This is a genomic window from Pasteurella bettyae CCUG 2042 (assembly GCF_000262245.1).
Lineage (GTDB): Bacteria > Pseudomonadota > Gammaproteobacteria > Enterobacterales > Pasteurellaceae > Basfia > Basfia bettyae.
Map to the genome: position 1 here is coordinate 24,372 of NZ_AJSX01000010.1, position 18,288 is coordinate 42,659.

General features: G+C 34.9%; 19 protein-coding genes. 17 read left to right on the forward strand and 2 right to left on the reverse strand.

Translation table 11 applies throughout. The annotated features are described in order from the left end of the window. Positions 1-152: 152 nt before the first annotated feature. On the reverse strand, positions 153-1,703 hold the full coding sequence (leuA, locus tag HMPREF1052_RS02880) for a 2-isopropylmalate synthase (protein ID WP_005759468.1): 1,551 nt from the start codon (positions 1,701-1,703) through the stop codon (positions 153-155). 697 nt (positions 1,704-2,400) lie between these two features. Between leuA and ccmA the strand changes: the two genes are divergently transcribed. From ccmA to HMPREF1052_RS02940, 12 genes are all read left to right on the forward strand, one after another. Then, entirely contained in the window at positions 2,401-3,036 is a 636-nt protein-coding gene (gene ccmA / locus HMPREF1052_RS02885; protein WP_005759434.1) for a cytochrome c biogenesis heme-transporting ATPase CcmA, read from the forward strand. Further along, positions 3,036-3,701: a heme exporter protein CcmB gene (gene ccmB / locus HMPREF1052_RS02890; RefSeq protein WP_005759475.1), complete on the forward strand. Its 666-nt coding sequence runs from the start codon at positions 3,036-3,038 to the stop codon at positions 3,699-3,701. The genes ccmA and ccmB overlap by 1 nt, the downstream gene beginning before the upstream one ends. Positions 3,702-3,716: 15 nt before the next feature. After that, entirely contained in the window at positions 3,717-4,448 is a 732-nt protein-coding gene (locus HMPREF1052_RS02895) for a heme ABC transporter permease (RefSeq protein ID WP_005759444.1), read from the forward strand. Between the two features lie 63 nt (positions 4,449-4,511). Continuing rightward, positions 4,512-4,715 (forward strand): heme exporter protein CcmD, encoded by a 204-nt coding sequence (gene ccmD / locus HMPREF1052_RS02900; protein WP_005759463.1) that lies wholly within the window; start codon positions 4,512-4,514, stop codon positions 4,713-4,715. Next, positions 4,712-5,263: a cytochrome c maturation protein CcmE gene (ccmE, locus tag HMPREF1052_RS02905; RefSeq protein WP_005759451.1), complete on the forward strand. Its 552-nt coding sequence runs from the start codon at positions 4,712-4,714 to the stop codon at positions 5,261-5,263. Before ccmD ends, ccmE begins: the two co-directional genes overlap by 4 nt. Next, a complete protein-coding gene (locus HMPREF1052_RS02910; protein ID WP_005759407.1) occupies positions 5,260-7,206 on the forward strand; it encodes a heme lyase CcmF/NrfE family subunit in 1,947 nt (648 codons plus the stop codon). Before ccmE ends, HMPREF1052_RS02910 begins: the two co-directional genes overlap by 4 nt. Positions 7,207-7,261: 55 nt before the next feature. Further along, the gene (locus HMPREF1052_RS02915; RefSeq protein ID WP_005759457.1) at positions 7,262-7,810 is read left to right on the forward strand and encodes a DsbE family thiol:disulfide interchange protein; all 549 of its coding nucleotides are present in this window, start codon (positions 7,262-7,264) and stop codon (positions 7,808-7,810) included. Next, positions 7,810-8,292, forward strand: a complete 483-nt coding sequence (locus HMPREF1052_RS02920) for a cytochrome c-type biogenesis protein (RefSeq protein WP_005759401.1) — start codon at positions 7,810-7,812, stop codon at positions 8,290-8,292. The genes HMPREF1052_RS02915 and HMPREF1052_RS02920 overlap by 1 nt, the downstream gene beginning before the upstream one ends. Positions 8,293-8,295: 3 nt before the next feature. Next, a complete protein-coding gene (gene ccmI / locus HMPREF1052_RS02925; RefSeq protein WP_005759430.1) occupies positions 8,296-9,219 on the forward strand; it encodes a c-type cytochrome biogenesis protein CcmI in 924 nt (307 codons plus the stop codon). An 83-nt stretch (positions 9,220-9,302) separates the two neighbouring features. Continuing rightward, the gene (gloA2, locus tag HMPREF1052_RS02930) at positions 9,303-9,731 is read left to right on the forward strand and encodes an SMU1112c/YaeR family gloxylase I-like metalloprotein (RefSeq protein ID WP_005759446.1); all 429 of its coding nucleotides are present in this window, start codon (positions 9,303-9,305) and stop codon (positions 9,729-9,731) included. Beyond that, complete coding sequence (locus HMPREF1052_RS02935; protein WP_005759397.1) at positions 9,719-10,303, forward strand: hypothetical protein; 585 nt, start codon at positions 9,719-9,721, stop codon at positions 10,301-10,303. Before gloA2 ends, HMPREF1052_RS02935 begins: the two co-directional genes overlap by 13 nt. Before the next feature lie 19 nt (positions 10,304-10,322). Next, entirely contained in the window at positions 10,323-10,634 is a 312-nt protein-coding gene (locus HMPREF1052_RS02940; protein ID WP_005759432.1) for a YajG family lipoprotein, read from the forward strand. A 116-nt stretch (positions 10,635-10,750) separates the two neighbouring features. Here HMPREF1052_RS02940 and gap read toward each other — a convergent pair whose 3' ends face one another. Then, a complete protein-coding gene (gene gap, locus HMPREF1052_RS02945) occupies positions 10,751-11,770 on the reverse strand; it encodes a type I glyceraldehyde-3-phosphate dehydrogenase (RefSeq protein ID WP_005759405.1) in 1,020 nt (339 codons plus the stop codon). 324 nt (positions 11,771-12,094) lie between these two features. Here gap and gmk point away from each other — a divergent pair, with 324 nt between their 5' ends. The 5 genes from gmk to murI all read left to right on the forward strand — a co-directional run bounded on the left by gmk (position 12,095) and on the right by murI (position 18,173). After that, positions 12,095-12,721: a guanylate kinase gene (gmk, locus tag HMPREF1052_RS02950; RefSeq protein ID WP_005759420.1), complete on the forward strand. Its 627-nt coding sequence runs from the start codon at positions 12,095-12,097 to the stop codon at positions 12,719-12,721. Positions 12,722-12,790: 69 nt separating this feature from the next. Continuing rightward, positions 12,791-13,057 carry a DNA-directed RNA polymerase subunit omega gene (gene rpoZ / locus HMPREF1052_RS02955; protein ID WP_005759417.1) on the forward strand — a complete coding sequence of 89 codons (267 nt, stop codon included), beginning with the start codon at positions 12,791-12,793 and terminating at the stop codon, positions 13,055-13,057. A gap of 59 nt (positions 13,058-13,116) precedes the next feature. Next, positions 13,117-15,240, forward strand: coding sequence for a bifunctional GTP diphosphokinase/guanosine-3',5'-bis pyrophosphate 3'-pyrophosphohydrolase (gene spoT, locus HMPREF1052_RS02960; protein ID WP_005759440.1), 2,124 nt, complete (start codon positions 13,117-13,119; stop codon positions 15,238-15,240). A gap of 6 nt (positions 15,241-15,246) precedes the next feature. Beyond that, positions 15,247-17,328, forward strand: a complete 2,082-nt coding sequence (gene recG, locus HMPREF1052_RS02965; protein ID WP_005759472.1) for an ATP-dependent DNA helicase RecG — start codon at positions 15,247-15,249, stop codon at positions 17,326-17,328. Positions 17,329-17,369: 41 nt separating this feature from the next. Continuing rightward, positions 17,370-18,173, forward strand: coding sequence for a glutamate racemase (gene murI / locus HMPREF1052_RS02970; RefSeq protein WP_005759459.1), 804 nt, complete (start codon positions 17,370-17,372; stop codon positions 18,171-18,173). The last annotated feature ends 115 nt before the right edge of the window (positions 18,174-18,288 follow it).

Consider the following 18,288-nt stretch of genomic DNA (forward strand, 5'->3'; position numbering starts at 1 on the left):
TTTCCTATTTATTTAAAATTCTTGAAATTTCGACCGCAGTTTTTAAATTTCATTTAACTACTGTTACAAAAGAAAGAACATTTCCGTAAATAAATTTATCTTCCCACCTTCTTCCACTTCTTTGATAAAGAGAGATTGAGAAAGATTTTAAATTAATGTTTCAAATCCTTTGTCAAATCAGCCACTTTTTGCGAACGATAAATTGTATTGATAGCATGAATTAATGCTCTTGCAGAAGATTCAACGATATCAGTGGCTAACCCTACACCGTGAAATTTTCGACCTTGATATTCCACCACAATATCCACTTGTCCAAGTGCTTCAGCACCATCACCTTTAGCGGTTAAGTTATAATGGGTCATTTGTAAGTTCATTCCAACAATTTGCATAATGGCGTTATAAACCGCATCTACAGGCCCATTTCCGCCATTTGATGCTTGATTTATTCGTTTACCATCTAACTCAACTTGCACAAATGCTGATGCAGGCAAACCACTTAAGGTTTGTGAAGTAATTACATCTAAAGTCAAACGATCTTCATCGCCTTGTTGCATATCAATAAATGCTAATGCTTCCAAGTCATAATCAAATACTTGTCCTTTCTTATCTGCTAATTTTAAGAAAGCTTCGTACAATTTATCTAAATCATAATCTTTTTCTGAGTAGCCCATGTCTGCCATATGACCTTTCACCGCAGCACGACCAGAACGAGCAGTTAAGTTTAACTTCTCTTTTCTTAAGCCAATCGTTTCAGGTGACATGATTTCGTAAGTATTTTTATTTTTCAACATGCCATCTTGGTGAATTCCAGACGAATGAGCAAAGGCATTCGAACCTACAATCGCTTTATTGGGTTGAATAGGCATGTTGCATAATTGACTTACCATTTGGCTCACTCGGTGAATTTCTTGAGTATTGATTTTTGTATCAACACCAAACAATTCTTGGCGAGTTTTAATTGCCATCACCACTTCTTCTAATGCAGTATTGCCTGCACGTTCACCGATACCATTAATGGTACATTCAATTTGACGAGCACCATTTTGTATGGCAGTTAATGAGTTTGCCGTTGCCATACCTAAGTCATTGTGGCAGTGCACAGAAATAATTGCTTTATCAATATTAGGAACACGGTTTCTTACTTGGTTTATAATATTTCCGTATTCAGTGGGTAAGCAGTAACCCACTGTATCAGGAATATTTACCGTTGTTGCACCCGCATTAATAGCGGCTTCAACAATACGACAGATATTATCAATCCCAGTACGTCCAGCATCTTCGCATGAGAACTCAACATCATTGGTATAACCACGAGCACGTTTTACTGCACTTACAGCCATTTCAACCACATCATCAAATGAACGCTTTAATTTAGCTTCAACATGTAATGCAGAACTAGCAATGAAAGTATGAATACGATATCTTTCGGCATTTTTTAATGCCTCATAAGCTGCATCAATATCTTTTGAAATCGCACGAGATAAGCCACATACTACGGAGTTTTTAATATTAGCTGCGATAGTTTGTACAGATTCAAAATCACCTTGTGAGGATACCGGAAAACCCACTTCCATCACATCTACACCTAAGCGTTCTAAAGCTAATGCAATTTGTAGTTTTTCCTTGACGGTCAAGCTTGCTTTTAATGCTTGTTCACCATCACGCAATGTGGTGTCAAAAATAATGCCATTATTATTCGCCATGATAATCATCCTCTTGATTAATTCACGCTCTAAAGTGCGGTAGATTTTCAAGATTTTTTTATGAAAAAACCCGCTACGTTGAGTGCGGGTTTATATTTATGGAATCTTTATATTTACTTTCTTTTTTCCACAACTTATTAGCCGCACACAAAATGTGAGAGGAGTAATAAGCTGAGTAATAAAGAAGAGTTATTAAACATAAAGAAAAAATCCTTGATTCATTCTAATTATTGCATCTAAAACGATACAGCCTTAATTTGAAAACGATTTCATCTTACTTTATTAAAACTAGATGTCAAACTATTTTTTAGATAATTGTTTGTTTTTGTGGCGTTTTTTTAGAACTTAAATAGTGTTAAAAACTATTTATTGATAATTTTTTAGAGTTTTAAACTGGTTGTTTTTGTAAGCTTGTTTTTTTATGCCAGTATTTTTTCTAATTGCTATTTATAATTTTTTTCTATGAATTTTTGAAAAATTGCAATTTTCTTTATTCAAATTACTAAAAATAACCCTAAATATGATCAATTCTTCAGACAGATGATAATCATTCATAACTAAGCTTTGAGCTAAATCAAAAATGCCTTAATTCAACTCTAAATAGGTAGTTACTTATTAGATTAATTGTTACGACAAAAGAAAAGGTTATGGTATTATTCTTTAACTATTTTTTCGTTTAGTCCACGTAGTTTAATCTATGAATAAATTAGAAATTGAACAGTTATCTTGTCAGCGCGGTGATAAATTACTTTTTACTGATTTATCTCTAATCTTACAATCAGGAGATTTTATTCAAATTGAAGGGCATAACGGAATCGGTAAAACGAGTTTACTACGCATTTTAGCAGGATTAGCTAAGCCAAATGCGGGAAAAGTGCGGTGGAATTCTCAAGAAATTTATAAGTGTCGGGAAGACTATCATTATAACTTACTTTATTTAGGTCATAATGCGGGTATTAAACCTGAATTGACCGCTTGGGAAAACTTAAAGTTTTATCAACAAATAACACCTTGCGTTCAAGGTGATACGATTTTGTGGGATATTTTAGCACTGGTTGGTTTGTTAGGGCGTGAAGATATTGTTGCAAGTCAACTTTCAGCAGGCCAACAAAAGCGTATTGCTTTAGCCCGTTTATGGCCTTCTCAAGCACCATTATGGATTCTAGATGAACCCTTTAATGCAATTGATAAAAATGGTGTGAAAGTGCTTACTGAGTTATTTGAAAAGCATGCGGCTGATGGCGGAATAGTAGTTTTAACTAGTCATCAAGAAGTGCCAAGTACGAAATTAAAAAACCTAAACTTAGCTGAATATAAATATTTAGAGAACTAATGATTTTTTTTGAAATAATTAAACGTGAACTACGTATTGCCATGCGCAAACAAGCGGAAATACTTAATCCGCTATGGTTCTTTTTAATTGTAATTACATTATTTCCATTAGTAATTGGGCCTGATCCTATTTTACTTGCGAAAATTGCCCCAGGAATCGCATGGGTGGCAGCATTACTTTCAGCCTTATTATCTTTTGAAAGATTATTTCGTGATGATTTTATGGATGGTTCATTAGAACAATTAATGCTTACAGCCCAGCCTTTGGCTTTAACTGCATTAGCAAAAGTGTTAGCTCATTGGTTGTTAACAGGATTACCATTAATTTTATTATCACCTATCGCAGCATTATTGCTTTCTTTAGAGATAAATATTTGGTGGGCGTTAGTATTAACCTTATTAGTTGGTACCCCTATTCTTAGTTGCATTGGAGCAATTGGGGTCGCATTAACCGTTGGATTACGTAAAGGTGGAGTATTATTAAGTTTGCTTGTGATTCCTTTATTTATTCCAGTATTAATTTTCTCAGCTTCTGTATTAGATGCTGCAACTTTAAATTTATCTTATAGTGGCCCTTTAGCTATTTTAGGTGCGATTCTCGCCGCAGCGATGACTTTATCACCTTTTGCTATTGCCTCTGCATTAAGAATTAGTTTAGACCAATAATGAAAGGAATAGAACATGTGGAAGTGGTTACATCCTTACGCAAAATCTGAAACGCAATATTATTTATGTGGAAAATTTATTCCATTTTTTGCCTTCATTGCTATTGCTTTATTAGCGATTGCTTTTGTTTGGGGCTTAGCATTTGCACCAGCAGATTATCAACAAGGTAATAGTTTCCGTATTATGTATGTGCATGTACCGAGCGCAATTTGGTCAATGTGTGTATATGGTTCAATGGCGGTGGCTGCCATTATTGGTTTAGTATGGCAAGTTAAAAATGCTCATTTATCAGTGATTGCAATGGCGCCTATTGGGGCATTATTTACTTTTCTTGCATTAGTCACTGGCGCAATTTGGGGAAAACCAATGTGGGGTACATGGTGGGTATGGGATGCCCGCTTAACGGCTGAACTTATTTTATTTTTTCTCTATTTAGGTGTGATGGCGTTATATTCGGCTTTCCAAGATCGTGCAACAGGTATGAAAGCCGCAGCTATTTTATGTATTGTTGGGGTGATTAATTTGCCTATTATTCATTTCTCAGTAGAGTGGTGGAATACCCTGCATCAGGGTGCAAGCATCACTAAGTTTGAGAAACCTTCAATTGCTACACCAATGTTAATTCCATTGATTTTAAGTATTTTTGGGTTTATGGCATTAACTATTTGGCTTACCTTAGTGCGTTATCGAGTAGAACTATTAAAAGAAGATAGCAAACGCCCTTGGGTAAAAGCTTTAGTAAAGTAGTGGAATGCACTCAAAAGTGCGGTCAGAAATAAAAAAATTTTATGATTATTTTAGGAGTGATATATGTTTTTTGAATCTTGGAGTGATTTTCTTAATATGGGGGGCTATGGCTTTTATGTATGGCTTTCTTATGGCATTTCTCTAATCTCAATTTTGATTTTTGCAGTACAAAGTTATCATGGTAAAGCTGCTGTATTCCGTGAAATTAAACGTGAAGAGCTACGTGAACAACGCTTACAAGCAACACAATCCCGAGGCAAGCTATGAATCCAAGACGTAAATCAAGATTAACAATAATTCTATTTGTTTTAATCGGTGTAACTATCGCTTCTTCTTTAGTGTTATATGCATTACGTCAAAATATTGATTTATTTTATACGCCTTCAGAAGTGGTGAATGGAAAGAATAATGATCCTAATGCAATACCTCAAGTTGGACAACGTATTCGTGTTGGCGGCATGGTGGTAGAAGGGTCTGTTCATCGTGATCCAAAAAGTTTAAAAGTCACCTTTAATGTGGATGATATCGGACCTGAAATTACTGTTGAATATGAAGGCATCTTGCCTGATTTATTTCGTGAAGGGCAAGGTATCGTAGTTCAAGGGGTATTAAAAGAACCAACCTTATTAGTGGCAAGTGAAGTATTAGCCAAGCATGATGAAAATTATGTTCCACCTGATCTTAGTGAAAAATTAGAAAGTGTGCATAAAGGCGCTGGGGTGACTCAAAAGGATATGCATGGAGAAAGTGAGCGAGATCGTGCAGCAAAAATGTTAAATACTGAAGCAAATACTCAAAAAGAAGGTAGTAAATGATTCCTGAGTTAGGTAATTTTTCTTTAGCACTTGGCTTAGCAATATCTATTTTATTAGCCTATTTTCCTTTATGGGGTGCTGAAAAAGGAAATAAACAACTTATGTCATTGGCTCGTCCAATGACTTATGCATTATTTATCTGTTTGAGTTTAGCATTTGGTGCATTATTTTATGCCTTTGCTGTGAATGATTTTTCAATCCAATATGTAGTTAATAACTCCAATAGTCGATTACCTGTTGAATATCGTCTTTCCGCAGTTTGGGGATCGCATGAAGGCTCATTATTATTATGGATCTGGCTATTAAGTTTATGGAGTGTAGCGGTAGCTATTTTCAGTAAACAGCTACCACAAGAAGCCGTCGCTCGTGTACTGGGTATTATGGGGTTAGTGAGTGTTGGATTTTTAATATTTATCATTTTTACTTCAAATCCATTTATTCGTACTTTTCCTGATTTACCTGTAGATGGTAGAGAGTTAAATCCAATGTTGCAGGATGTGGGGTTAATTTTTCATCCGCCATTGCTTTATATGGGGTATGTGGGTTTCTCAGTCGCTTTTGCTTTTGCTATCGCATCTTTAATCACTGGACGTTTAGATAGCGCTTGGGCTCATTGGTCTCGCCCTTGGACAATGGCGGCTTGGATATTTCTAACCCTAGGTATCACTTTAGGGTCATTTTGGGCTTACTATGAATTAGGCTGGGGTGGCTTCTGGTTTTGGGATCCTGTAGAAAACTCTTCATTAATGCCATGGCTAGCTGGAACAGCCTTATTACATTCATTAGCGGTAACTGAAAAACGTAGTTCATTTAAGGCTTGGACAGTATTACTTGCTATTTTAGCATTCTCATTATGTTTATTGGGAACCTTCTTAGTCCGTTCAGGCGTCTTGGTATCCGTACATACCTTTGCTTCAGATCCTACTCGTGGCTTATATATTTTGGCCTATTTAATTGTGGTGATTGGGGGCTCTTTAACACTTTATGCTTATAAGGGGAGTCAAATTCGTTCAAGAGATAATGCTGAACGTTATTCTCGAGAATCTATGCTGTTACTTAATAATATTTTATTAATGACCGCACTTGCAGTGGTGTTATTAGGTACGCTATTACCATTAGTACATAAACAAATTGGTTTGGGTTCCATTTCTATTGGTGCACCATTCTTTGATAAAATGTTCCTAATTATTATGACACCTTTTGCTGTATTATTAGGTATTGGTCCATTGGTTAAATGGCGTCGAGATGAATTTTCAGCAATTCACACACCGGTCATTATTAGTTTAGTTTTAATGGTGATTTTGGGCTTTGCATTACCTTATTTTATTGGTAACAAATTGACTGTCAGCGTTGTATTGGGCAGCATGATGGTTGTGATCATTGTTTTACTTAGTTTTTATGAATTAAAACAACGAGCGACTCACCGTACTGGTTTGATTGAAGGCATGACTAAACTTTCTCGATCACATTGGGGAATGTTGTTGGCTCACCTCGGTGTAGCAATGACCGTATGGGGCATAGCTTTTAGCCAAAACTTTAATATTGAACGTGATGTTCGCATGAAAACTGGTGATGCCGTAGAAATTGCAGGTTATCAATATAAATTCCAAGGTGTTGAAACATCAAATGGTCCAAACTATATAGGTGGTAAAGCTAAAGTAGACATTAGCAAAGATGGAAAACTCGAAAATACTTTATACGCTGAAAAACGCTTCTATACAGTAAGCCGTATGTCTATGACCGAAGCTGCAATTGATTGGGGATTTACACGAGATCTTTATGTGGCACTTGGTGAAAAGTTAGATGATAACTCTTGGGCATTACGTTTATATTATAAGCCTTTTGTTCGCTGGATTTGGTTTGGCGGCTTATTTATGGCATTAGGTGGTTTACTCTGTATGTTTGACCGTCGTTACAGATTTTCTAACTTACTGAAAAAATAGCTATTTATTAGGTACGTATGCATTACGTATTGATGTTCTTCAATTAGGTATAAGAATGAATAAAAAACTTTATCTTCCTTTAATTATTTTTCTTGCATTAGTTATTGCTTTTGTAGTGCAACTACAACGTAATGCAGCTGGGGATGACCCTAAGAATTTAGAATCTGCTTTAATTGGCAAACCTGTGCCTGAAAAAACAATGCAAGGGTTATTAGAGGATAAACAATATACTTCTGAAATTTTCCGTCAAGGTAAACCTGTTTTAATTAATGTTTGGGCAACGTGGTGTCCTACTTGTTACGCTGAACATCAATACTTAAATGAATTAGCTAAACAAGGCATTAATATGATAGGTGTGGATTATAAAGATCAAACGGATAAAGCGATTAAATGGCTTAAAGATTTGAATAATCCTTATAAGCTTGTGATTAAAGATGAAAAAGGCTCATTAGCGCTTGATTTAGGTGTTTATGGTGCACCTGAAACGTTTATTGTTGATGGACAAGGTATTATTCATTATCGCCATACAGGTGATGTGACTGATAAAATCTGGAAAGAAACATTAGCACCTATCTATAATAAATTATTAGAAGGGACAAAATAATGAAAAAATTAACCGCACTTTTAGTGATGATTGGTGCTGTGAGCTTGCCTAGTTTTGCCGCTATTGATGCTTTTAATTTTAGCTCAGAAAAACAAGAAAATGACTATCATACATTAACGCAAGAATTACGTTGCCCACAATGCCAAAATAATAATATTGCAGATTCTAATGCAGTAATTGCCATTGATATGCGTGAAAAAGTATTTGAATTATTGCAAGAAGGTAAGTCTAAACAAGACGTTGTGCAATATATGGTAGAGCGTTATGGTAATTTTGTGACTTATAATCCTCCCATTACTGCGGCGACTATTTTGTTATGGGTATTGCCTGTTTTATTGGTTTTACTAGGATTAGGCTTTGTATTCCGTAAAAAATCAAAATCAGTTTCTATTAAAGCGTCTGAATCAACAAATTTAGCTTCACAAACATTATCAATAGAAGAACAAAAACGTTTAGACACTTTATTAAAAGATAAGGAATAAATAATGACTTTTGGAATAACTGCGGTCATTTTTACATTAATTATTGCATTAATTTGTTTTTACCCATTATTACGCAATACATCTAAGAATGACCAAGACACAAAGCGAGATACTTTAAATAAAGCATTATATTTTGATCGTTTAAAAGAAATTGAAAACGATGAAAAACAAGGTTTATTAGATCATGTAGAGCAATTAAAAACAGAATTGCAACAATCTTTATTAGAAGATATTCCAGAAAACATGGAAGATAAACAAGATAAAAAATCTTATAGTAAATTGTGGTTCGTTTCTGGTTTCTTATTCCTTGGAATTATTGCTGGAATAACTTATTTTAAAGTGGGTGGCTGGCAATCAGAAGAAATGATGGCAAGAAGTTATGAAAAATTGCCTTATTTCTATGAGCGTCTTAAAGAGGAACAAACTAAACCTCTAGATGATAAAGAATTACAACAATTTGCCACTGCATTACGCATTAAATTAATGAAATCTCCTAATAATGCTGATGATTGGTGGATGTTAGGTCAACTTGGTACGGCATTAAATAATGGCGAGTTGGCTCATACAAGTTATGCTAAAGCATCAGAATTGCAGCCTGAAAATACAGAATATAAGTTGTCTTATGCAAGAACATTAATGTTTTCTGTAGATGCATCAGATAAGGCTAAAGGTAGTGAGTTATTAAAAGAAGTCATTCGTAAAGATCATAGCAACCTTCAAGTATTAAGCTTATTAGCTTTTAATTATTTTGAAAATGAAGATTATAAAATGGCAGCGGTAACTTGGGCGATGATGTTAAAATTATTACCTCAAGATGATCCCAAACGCGATTTAATTGAAAAAAGCATTCGTTCTGCCCGTGATGCATTAGCGGAACAAGAGATAGAAAAGCATAAAACTTTAGTGCCTACAATTGAAAATAAATAATATTTTTTGTTATTTATTTTCGAAGTATATTTATGCTATTATGAGGAAAAGGCTAAATTTTAGCTATATTAAGGATATAAAATATGGCATTGTTGCTTAATGGATTCCATCATATCGCCATTATTGTATCTGATTATCAAAAGTCAAAGGCATTTTATACTGAGATCTTAGGTGCTAGAATAATAGAAGAAACATATCGTTCTTCTCGTGATAGTTATAAATTAGATCTTTGTTTTCCAGATAGCAGTCAACTTGAACTGTTTTCTTTTCCCAATCCACCCAAACGGCTTAGCCATCCAGAGGCTTGTGGATTACGTCATTTGGCATTTAAAGTAGATGATATTGATGAAGCAGTACGATATCTAAGAAGTAAGCAGGTGGAATGCGAAGATATTCGCATTGATGAATTAACTGGTAAAAAATTTACTTTTTTTAGGGATCCAGATAATTTACCACTAGAATTATATGAATTTGATTGTTTACCAATAGTAGAGTCAAAATGCGAAACTTAACATTTTCTATCTCATTGATATTATTGATTTTATCTACCTATAGTGTTGCTAAAGATGTTTCTGTGCATATTTCAGAAGATGCAACTACTATTAAAGCAAAAGATATTTCAGCAAATATTTTTGGTTCAGGGCATGAAAAAGTAGAAAAAACTTATGTCAGTAGAGAAAATTCAGAGTCTTTAAATCCTGATAATTCAAATGATGCCCATTTATTAGCAAATAGTATTGAATTTGAGCTTTATGAAATAAGCGAGAATCATAATTCTCATACCATTTATGAATCAGGTGCGGGTATTTGCAGAGGATTTAAATCTCAACATGGTGTGGATCTAACAGATTCCACAACCTATTATATGGGAAATTCATCTAATGAGTATTATGCAAGTATAATTGGAGCTAATGTATCAGATAAAAATGGAGCTAAAAATATGCAATATGCTCCTGTGTTTAATATTAATGATCCAAATTTATCTAAGCAAGTACAAGATGATGAAGCTAAATATGGACGTGGGCTTGCAACGAGAAATGTTAAAGATAAAACAAAGATTTTATCTTCAGTCATATGTCAATAATGAATATTGGAATAACTCAATGAAAGCAAAAATAATCTTATTAGGGAGTGCTGTTTTAGGCATGTCAGCTTGTTCTTCACAGCCAGAATATCAACCTCAAGCACCTTTAGATATGCAATCAGTACAAGCTTATCAAAACAAAGTTTATAGTGGTAATACTGTGCCTGTGAGTAAAAAAGTAAAAGAACAACCTGAAGTAGAGACGCCAATGAATGTGAGTGATAAGCAGGCTGCTGATGAGCGTTTTAATACTCGTCGTAGTTATCACCCTGGCAATGTGGTATTAGTGCCTAGTATTGGTTATGGTTACCATCATCATAGTCACTGGTAAGAAAAATTAATTGAAATTAAACCGCACTTTTGTGCGGTTTTTTTATGGATTAAATTCTAAAAATTCTGTAAATAAAAAACCGCTCATTATGAGCGGTTTTATTGACGAGTAAAGGATTAACCTTTGTAGTTATGAATGTGAGCAACTAAGTCTAATACTTTGTTTGAATAACCTGTTTCGTTATCGTACCAAGATACTAATTTTACAAATGTATCTGTTAATGCGATACCTGCATCAGCATCAAAGATAGATGTTAATGCACAACCGTTAAAGTCTGTAGAAACTACAGCATCTTCAGTATAGCCTAAAACACCTTTTAATTCGCCATTGAATGTTTTACCTTCAGCTGCATCCTTGATCGCTTTTTTGATTACGTCATATGCTGCTGGTTTTTCTAAGTTAACTGTTAAGTCAACAACAGAGACATTTGGCGTAGGAACACGGAATGCCATACCAGTTAATTTACCGTTTAATGCCGGTAATACTTTACCTACGGCTTTAGCAGCACCAGTTGATGAAGGGATAATGTTTTGTGATGCACCACGACCACCACGCCAGTCTTTAGCTGATGGACCATCTACGGTTTTTTGCGTAGCTGTAGTTGCATGAACTGTTGTCATTAAACCATCTTTAATACCGAAAGTTTCATGAATAACACGTGCTAAAGGTGCTAAGCAGTTAGTTGTACATGAAGCGTTTGAAACGATGTCTTGACCTGCATATGCAGAGAAGTTAACACCACGTACGAACATTGGAGTTGCATCTTTTGAAGGACCAGTCATAACAACTTTTTTAGCACCCGCAGTGATGTGTTTACGAGCTGTTTCATCAGTTAAGAATAAACCAGTTGCTTCAACGGCGATATCAACACCGATTGCTCCCCAATTTAGGTTTGCAGGATCACGTTCAGCTGTTACGCGGATTGTTTTACCATTAACAACTAAGTTGCCATCTTTAACTTCTACTGAACCGTCAAAACGACCATGAGTTGAATCGTATTTTAACATATATGCCATATATTCAACGTCAATTAAGTCGTTAATACCTACAACTTCAATGTCATCACGTTGTTGTGCTGCACGAAATACGATACGACCAATACGGCCGAAACCATTGATACCAATTTTAATTGCCATAAGATTTTCACCTATAATGTAAGTTAAACAAAATTATCACGGTTCATCAAACATAGAAACTAGCCTAATTTCCCGTCATTCTTGAAGTATAACATGGTTTTTTTTATATTCGAAACGAGACTATGAGTTAAACGAGAGCAGATAGTTTTTTTGTGATCTATGTCAATATTCTTCATTAATATTTGTTACGAAATGAGTATTGACAAAAATAGTTTTTTATAAATGTAAGATAAAATAAAAATTTTATAAAAATAACCGCACTAATCGCTGTATTTTTTATGAATTATAGGCATAATGATCTCTATTTTTATAGAGGTCAATTTTATGTTTCAAGGAAATTTATATATCATTTCAGCGCCAAGTGGAGCCGGGAAGTCATCGCTCATATCAGCATTATTAGCACAAGATACTACACATAAAATGATGGTTTCTGTCTCTCATACCACAAGAAAACCTCGCCCTGGTGAACAGAATAGCGTACATTATCATTTTGTTACTGTAGAAGAATTTGAAGCACTAATTAAAGATGGCGTTTTTCTTGAATATGCTAAAGTATTTGGGGGAAATTATTATGGCACATCTCTTCCTGCAATTAAGGAAAATTTAGCACAAGGAATTGATGTATTTCTCGATATTGATTGGCAAGGTGCACAACAAATTCGTAAAAAATTACCTAGTGTAAAAAGTATTTTTATTCTTCCGCCTTCTTTAGCAGAATTAGAAAAGCGTTTAATTGGACGTGGGCAGGATAGTTCAGAAGTGATTGCCGAACGTATGTCAAAAGCCATAGATGAAATTTCACATTATCATGAATATGATTATGTGATTATCAATGATGAATTTAACCAAGCACTGACAGACCTACAGCATATTTTGAGAGCAGAAAAATTGACGATTAGTTATCAAAGTGAGCAAAATAAAGGCTTAATTAATCAATTACTAGCAAAATAGGTTATATTTTAGTAATATAAACAATTCAATTATTTATCATCCTTAGTAATAAACCCAACGGAGTAGAATATGGCTCGTGTAACAGTACAAGATGCTGTTGAAAAAATTGGCAACCGTTTTGATTTAATCTTAACTGCGGCTCGTCGTGCAAGACAATTACAATTACATGCTCGTGAACCTTTAGTGCCAGAAGATAATGATAAACCGACAGTTATCGCATTACGTGAAATTGAAAAAGGTTTAATTGATAATGACATTATGAATGCTCAAGAACGTCAGGAAGCATTAGAACAAGAGAAAGTAGAATTAAACGCTGTTTCTCTATTATCTGAATAGTTAAATTTTTATTATTCGTTGGCTCGTTGTCTGACATTTTGTAATAAGGTAGGTATCTCGTGTATCTTTTTGAACCATTAGACAAAATTATCCAAGACTATTTACTTCCAGAGCACATTGAGCTAATTAAACGAGCCTTTGTGGTTGCACGAGATGCCCATGAAGGTCAGTTTCGTTCAAGTGGCGAGCCATATATTACCCATCCTGTAGCGGTAGCATCAATTATTGCTGATATGCGTTTAGACCATGAAGCTATCATGGCAGCATTATTACATGATGTTATTGAAGATACGCCTTATACTGAAGAACAGCTAACGAAAGAATTTGGCAAAAGTGTTGCCGAAATTGTCAATGGTGTTTCTAAACTCGATAAATTAAAATTTAGAACACGTCAAGAAGCTCAAGCAGAAAGTTTCCGTAAAATGATTTTAGCCATGACGAAAGATATTCGTGTGGTATTAATCAAATTAGCCGACCGCACCCATAATATGCGTACTTTAGGGGCTTTACGTCCAGAGAAACGTCGTCGAATAGCGAAAGAAACCTTAGAAATTTACAGCCCTTTGGCTCATCGTCTTGGTATTGAGCGTGTAAAGAATGAATTAGAGGATTTATGTTTCCAAGCCATGCATCCTCAACGTTATGCTGTATTAAATAAAGTGATTGAAATCGCACGCAATACTCGTCAGGAATTAGTTCATCCTTTACTTGAATCTATTCAGAATAGATTATCCGAAGTTGGTATTCCAGCACGTGTATTTATCGAAGAAAAACCACTATTTTATATTTATCAAAATATGCGGTCAAAAAATCAACAATTTCGTTCGATTATGGATATTTCTAATTTTCGTATTATCGTAGATTCAGTTGATAATTGTTATCGAGTCTTAGGGCAGATGCATAATTTGTTCAAACCTCGTTCAGGTATGATTAAAGATTATATTGCAGTACCTAAAGCTAATGGTTATCAAGCGTTGCATACTTCCACAATTGGACCTAGAGGTGTCGTTGTTGAGATCCAAATTCGGACTGAAGAAATGAATTTAATTGCCGAATTGGGTGTGACTGCACACTGGATTTATAAACCTGATGGTAAAAATGATAGTACTACAGCACAAATTAAAGCACAGCATTGGTTACAAAGTATTATTGAGCTACAGCAAAGTGCGGGTAATTCTTTTGAATTTATTGAAAGTGTTAAATCCGATTTATTTTCTGATGAAATTTATGTGTTTACACCTAAAGGGCGTATTATTGAGTTGCCTGCTGGAGCAACACCAATAGATTTCGCTTATGCCGTACATACTTCAATTGGCAGTACTTGTATTGGGGCAAAAGTCGATCGTGAAGTTTATTCATTATCACAACCACTACGTTCAGGGCAAACAGTAGAAATAATAACCTCACCAACAGCGACACCAAATGAGAGCTGGTTAAATTTTGTAGTGACGGGGCGAGCGAGAAATAAAATTCGCCAAACGTTAAAAACTTTACGTTATGAAGAAGCAGTCAATCTAGGTAAACGCCAATTATTGCATGTTTTGGCGGGCAAACAATTCGAAGATTTGGATCAAAAATTAGTCGATCAATTATTAGATCAACTTAATCTCAATAATTTTGATGATTTATTAGCAGAGATTGGTTTAGGTAATCAATTAAGTTCTACAATTGCTCGCCATCTATGTGGTCAACCTATTGAAATTGAGAAAAATGTTGAAGAACTTCATAATCAAGCTTGTTTGCCTATTAAAGGTATTGAAGGATTATTAATTGATTTTGCTAAATGCTGTCATCCTATTCCTGGTGATCCTATCATTGGTTATTCAATACCTGGTAAGGGATTAGTAATTCACCATGAGTTGTGTTCAAATTTAAAACGTCGTAACTTACAAAAAGATCCGCAAATTAAAGTTGAATGGGAACCTTGTGATGATTACACGGAATTTGAAACAGAATTAAATATTAGGATCATGAATGAACCTAAAGCATTAGCAAATTTAATGGCGGCAATTTCCTCAGCTAAAAGTAATATTTATAGTATTTGGACAGAAAATGGAGAGGAGCACGAGTATCTAGTTACCTTGACGTTAACGGCTAAAGATACTAAACATTTAGCATATATTATCCGTAAGATTCAAAGCCTTTCTGGTGTTCAGTCTGTTCAACGTAACATTAATGAATAGATTAGTATGAACAACCAACTTCTTGATGTAGTTCCTCTCACTGCACTTTCAGGTGTAGGGACAGCTGTTTCAGCGAAATTAAGTCGTATTGGCATTAATAATCTTCAAGACTTATTATTTCATCTTCCTATACGCTATGAAGATAGAACTCGTATTACTCCTATTTTAGATTTACGTCCCGATGAATATGCTACAATTGAAGGTTTAGTGCAAACTTGTGAAGTACAATTTGGACGTCGTCCGATATTAACGGTGAGCTTGTCAGATGGTTCATCAAAAATTATGTTACGTTTTTTTAATTTTAATGCAGGAATGCGTAATAGTTTCCAAATTGGTACTAGAGTTAAAGCCTTTGGGGAAATTAAACGTGGGCGTTTTATGGCTGAAATTCATCATCCTGAATATCAAATTATTCTAGATAATCAGCCTATTAAATTAGAAGAAAACTTAACACCTATCTATTCTACAACAGAAGGATTGAAACAAACTTCATTACGTAAATTGACGGATCAAGCATTAGCTTTACTTGATAAAATTCAAGTAGCAGAAATTTTACCTAATGAATTTAATCCCTATCCATTTAGTCTAAAAGAAGCGATTCGGTTTTTACATCGCCCTCCACCAGATGTTTCCTTGGAGACCTTAGAAAAAGGGCAACATCCAGCACAAGTGCGGTTGATTTTTGAAGAATTATTAGCACATAACTTGGCGATGCAAAAAGTGCGGTTGGGTACACAGCAATTTACAGCCTTACCTCTACATTATCAAACAGATTTGAAGCAACGTTTTCTTGATAATTTACCTTTTCATCCAACGAATGCTCAGGCAAGAGTGACACAAGATATTGAAAAGGATTTATCGAAAAATTATCCGATGATGCGTTTAGTCCAGGGGGATGTTGGCTCTGGAAAAACTTTAGTTGCAGCCCTTGCCGCATTAATGGCAATTGATAATGGTAAACAAGTTGCTTTAATGGCACCCACTGAGATCTTAGCAGAACAACATGCAGAGAATTTTCGTCGCTGGTTTGAGCCTTTAGGTATTCAAGTAGGATGGTTAGCGGGTAAAGTAAAAGGTAAAGCACGTCAAACTGAACTTGAACGGATTAAAAATGCAGATGTACAAATGGTAGTTGGAACACATGCATTATTTCAAGAAGAAGTGGAATTTCCAGATTTAGCTCTCGTCATCATTGATGAACAGCATCGTTTTGGTGTCCATCAACGTTTAATGTTACGTGAAAAAGGTGAAAGTGCGGGTTATTATCCACATCAATTAATTATGACTGCCACACCTATTCCTCGAACGCTAGCAATGACTGTTTATGCTGATCTAGATACCTCAATAATTGATGAATTACCACCAGGGCGGACCCCAATTAAAACAGTGGTTGTATCAGAGGAACGGCGTGCAGAAATTGTGGCTCGAGTGCATAATGCTTGTACTAATGAAAATCGACAAGTGTACTGGGTTTGCACTTTAATAGATGAAAGTGAAGTACTGGAAGCGCAGGCGGCAGAGGCAACAGCAGAAGATTTACAAAAAGCATTACCGCACTTACGTATTGGATTAGTACATGGCCGGATGAAGCCAGCTGAAAAACAAAACATTATGGCAAGTTTTAAAGCTGCTGAATTAGATTTATTAGTTGCAACTACAGTGATTGAAGTCGGTGTCGATGTGCCCAATGCTAGTTTAATGATTATTGAAAATGCAGAACGCTTGGGGTTATCACAACTTCATCAGCTCAGAGGGCGAGTTGGACGAGGGAGCACTGCATCTTTCTGTGTACTAATGTATAAACCGCCATTAGGAAAAATTTCACAAAAACGTTTACAAGTCTTGCGTGATAGCCAAGATGGGTTTGTAATATCTGAAAAAGATTTAGAAATTCGAGGTCCTGGTGAAGTTTTAGGTACAAAGCAAACAGGTATAGCAGAATTTAAAATAGCCAATCTCATGCGAGATCGCAAAATGATACCTAGCGTACAATATTATGCTAAACAGCTTATTATCCAATATCCTGAACTTTCTGAATTGTTAATTAAACGATGGTTAAATAACCGTGAGATTTATAGCAATGCATAAAAGTGCGGTGATATTTTGGAAAATTTTATAGGTAAACCATAATGGTAGAAAATCAACCAACTATTCTCTTCTTTGATTCTGGTGTGGGCGGATTTAGTGTATACAGAGAAGTAAAAGAGCTTTTGCCCAATTGCCACTATCTGTATTGTTTTGATAATGCATTTTTTCCATTTTCAGAGAAAAGTGAAGAATTAATTATCCAAAGAACATTAACTGTTTGTGGGAAAATTAACGGAACCTATCCTCTAGATCTCATCGTAATTGCTTGTAATACAGCAAGTACTGTGGTCTTACCCGCTTTGAGAGAAACTTTCTCAATCCCTATCGTCGGAACTGTCCCTGCGATAAAACCTGCAACAGAAATTTCACAAACCAAACAAATTGGATTATTAGCAACAAAAGGCACCATCCAAAGATCTTATGTTGATGAGCTTATTAAAAAATATGCGACTAATTGTAAAGTAGAGAAAATTGGTTCAACTAAGTTAGCAGAAATTGCTGAACAAAAATTGCATGGACATTCTGTGGATTTGATTACATTGAAAAAAGAACTTGAACCATGGATAGCATTGGATAAATTAGATTCAGTTATTTTAGGATGTACTCATTTTCCTCTAATTAAAGAAGAAATCCAATTATGTTTGCCTCAAGTAAAGTATTTTTTAGATCCTGGTTATGCTATCGCAAAACGGGTTAAATATCTTTTATCAACAATTGATATTCAAGCAAAACCTACCAATACCCAAAATCTTATATTTTGTACTAAGCTTTTTGAGTTAGATAAAACATTTGAATATATGATTAATTTATGGGGATTTAAAGAGTTAATTGTGTTAAACGTTTAAGTTGAAAATGAAGTTAAATTAATAGATAGTCTAAGTAAGTCGAGTAAAAAAACAGCATTTAAAAACAATTTTGAAATTTTTCTAAAAAAAAGGTTGCAAAGAAATTTTTGTTCCC

What these genes read in the sequence shown, in the direction of transcription:
- leuA (WP_005759468.1), bottom strand. Translation starts at nt 1,703, where the DNA reads ATGGCGAATAATAATGGCATTATTTTTGACACCACATTGCGTGATGGT.
- ccmA (WP_005759434.1), top strand. Translation starts at nt 2,401, where the DNA reads ATGAATAAATTAGAAATTGAACAGTTATCTTGTCAGCGCGGTGATAAA.
- ccmB (WP_005759475.1), top strand. Translation starts at nt 3,036, where the DNA reads ATGATTTTTTTTGAAATAATTAAACGTGAACTACGTATTGCCATGCGC.
- HMPREF1052_RS02895 (WP_005759444.1), top strand. Translation starts at nt 3,717, where the DNA reads ATGTGGAAGTGGTTACATCCTTACGCAAAATCTGAAACGCAATATTAT.
- ccmD (WP_005759463.1), top strand. Translation starts at nt 4,512, where the DNA reads ATGTTTTTTGAATCTTGGAGTGATTTTCTTAATATGGGGGGCTATGGC.
- ccmE (WP_005759451.1), top strand. Translation starts at nt 4,712, where the DNA reads ATGAATCCAAGACGTAAATCAAGATTAACAATAATTCTATTTGTTTTA.
- HMPREF1052_RS02910 (WP_005759407.1), top strand. Translation starts at nt 5,260, where the DNA reads ATGATTCCTGAGTTAGGTAATTTTTCTTTAGCACTTGGCTTAGCAATA.
- HMPREF1052_RS02915 (WP_005759457.1), top strand. Translation starts at nt 7,262, where the DNA reads ATGAATAAAAAACTTTATCTTCCTTTAATTATTTTTCTTGCATTAGTT.
- HMPREF1052_RS02920 (WP_005759401.1), top strand. Translation starts at nt 7,810, where the DNA reads ATGAAAAAATTAACCGCACTTTTAGTGATGATTGGTGCTGTGAGCTTG.
- ccmI (WP_005759430.1), top strand. Translation starts at nt 8,296, where the DNA reads ATGACTTTTGGAATAACTGCGGTCATTTTTACATTAATTATTGCATTA.
- gloA2 (WP_005759446.1), top strand. Translation starts at nt 9,303, where the DNA reads ATGGCATTGTTGCTTAATGGATTCCATCATATCGCCATTATTGTATCT.
- HMPREF1052_RS02935 (WP_005759397.1), top strand. Translation starts at nt 9,719, where the DNA reads ATGCGAAACTTAACATTTTCTATCTCATTGATATTATTGATTTTATCT.
- HMPREF1052_RS02940 (WP_005759432.1), top strand. Translation starts at nt 10,323, where the DNA reads ATGAAAGCAAAAATAATCTTATTAGGGAGTGCTGTTTTAGGCATGTCA.
- gap (WP_005759405.1), bottom strand. Translation starts at nt 11,770, where the DNA reads ATGGCAATTAAAATTGGTATCAATGGTTTCGGCCGTATTGGTCGTATC.
- gmk (WP_005759420.1), top strand. Translation starts at nt 12,095, where the DNA reads ATGTTTCAAGGAAATTTATATATCATTTCAGCGCCAAGTGGAGCCGGG.
- rpoZ (WP_005759417.1), top strand. Translation starts at nt 12,791, where the DNA reads ATGGCTCGTGTAACAGTACAAGATGCTGTTGAAAAAATTGGCAACCGT.
- recG (WP_005759472.1), top strand. Translation starts at nt 15,247, where the DNA reads ATGAACAACCAACTTCTTGATGTAGTTCCTCTCACTGCACTTTCAGGT.
- murI (WP_005759459.1), top strand. Translation starts at nt 17,370, where the DNA reads ATGGTAGAAAATCAACCAACTATTCTCTTCTTTGATTCTGGTGTGGGC.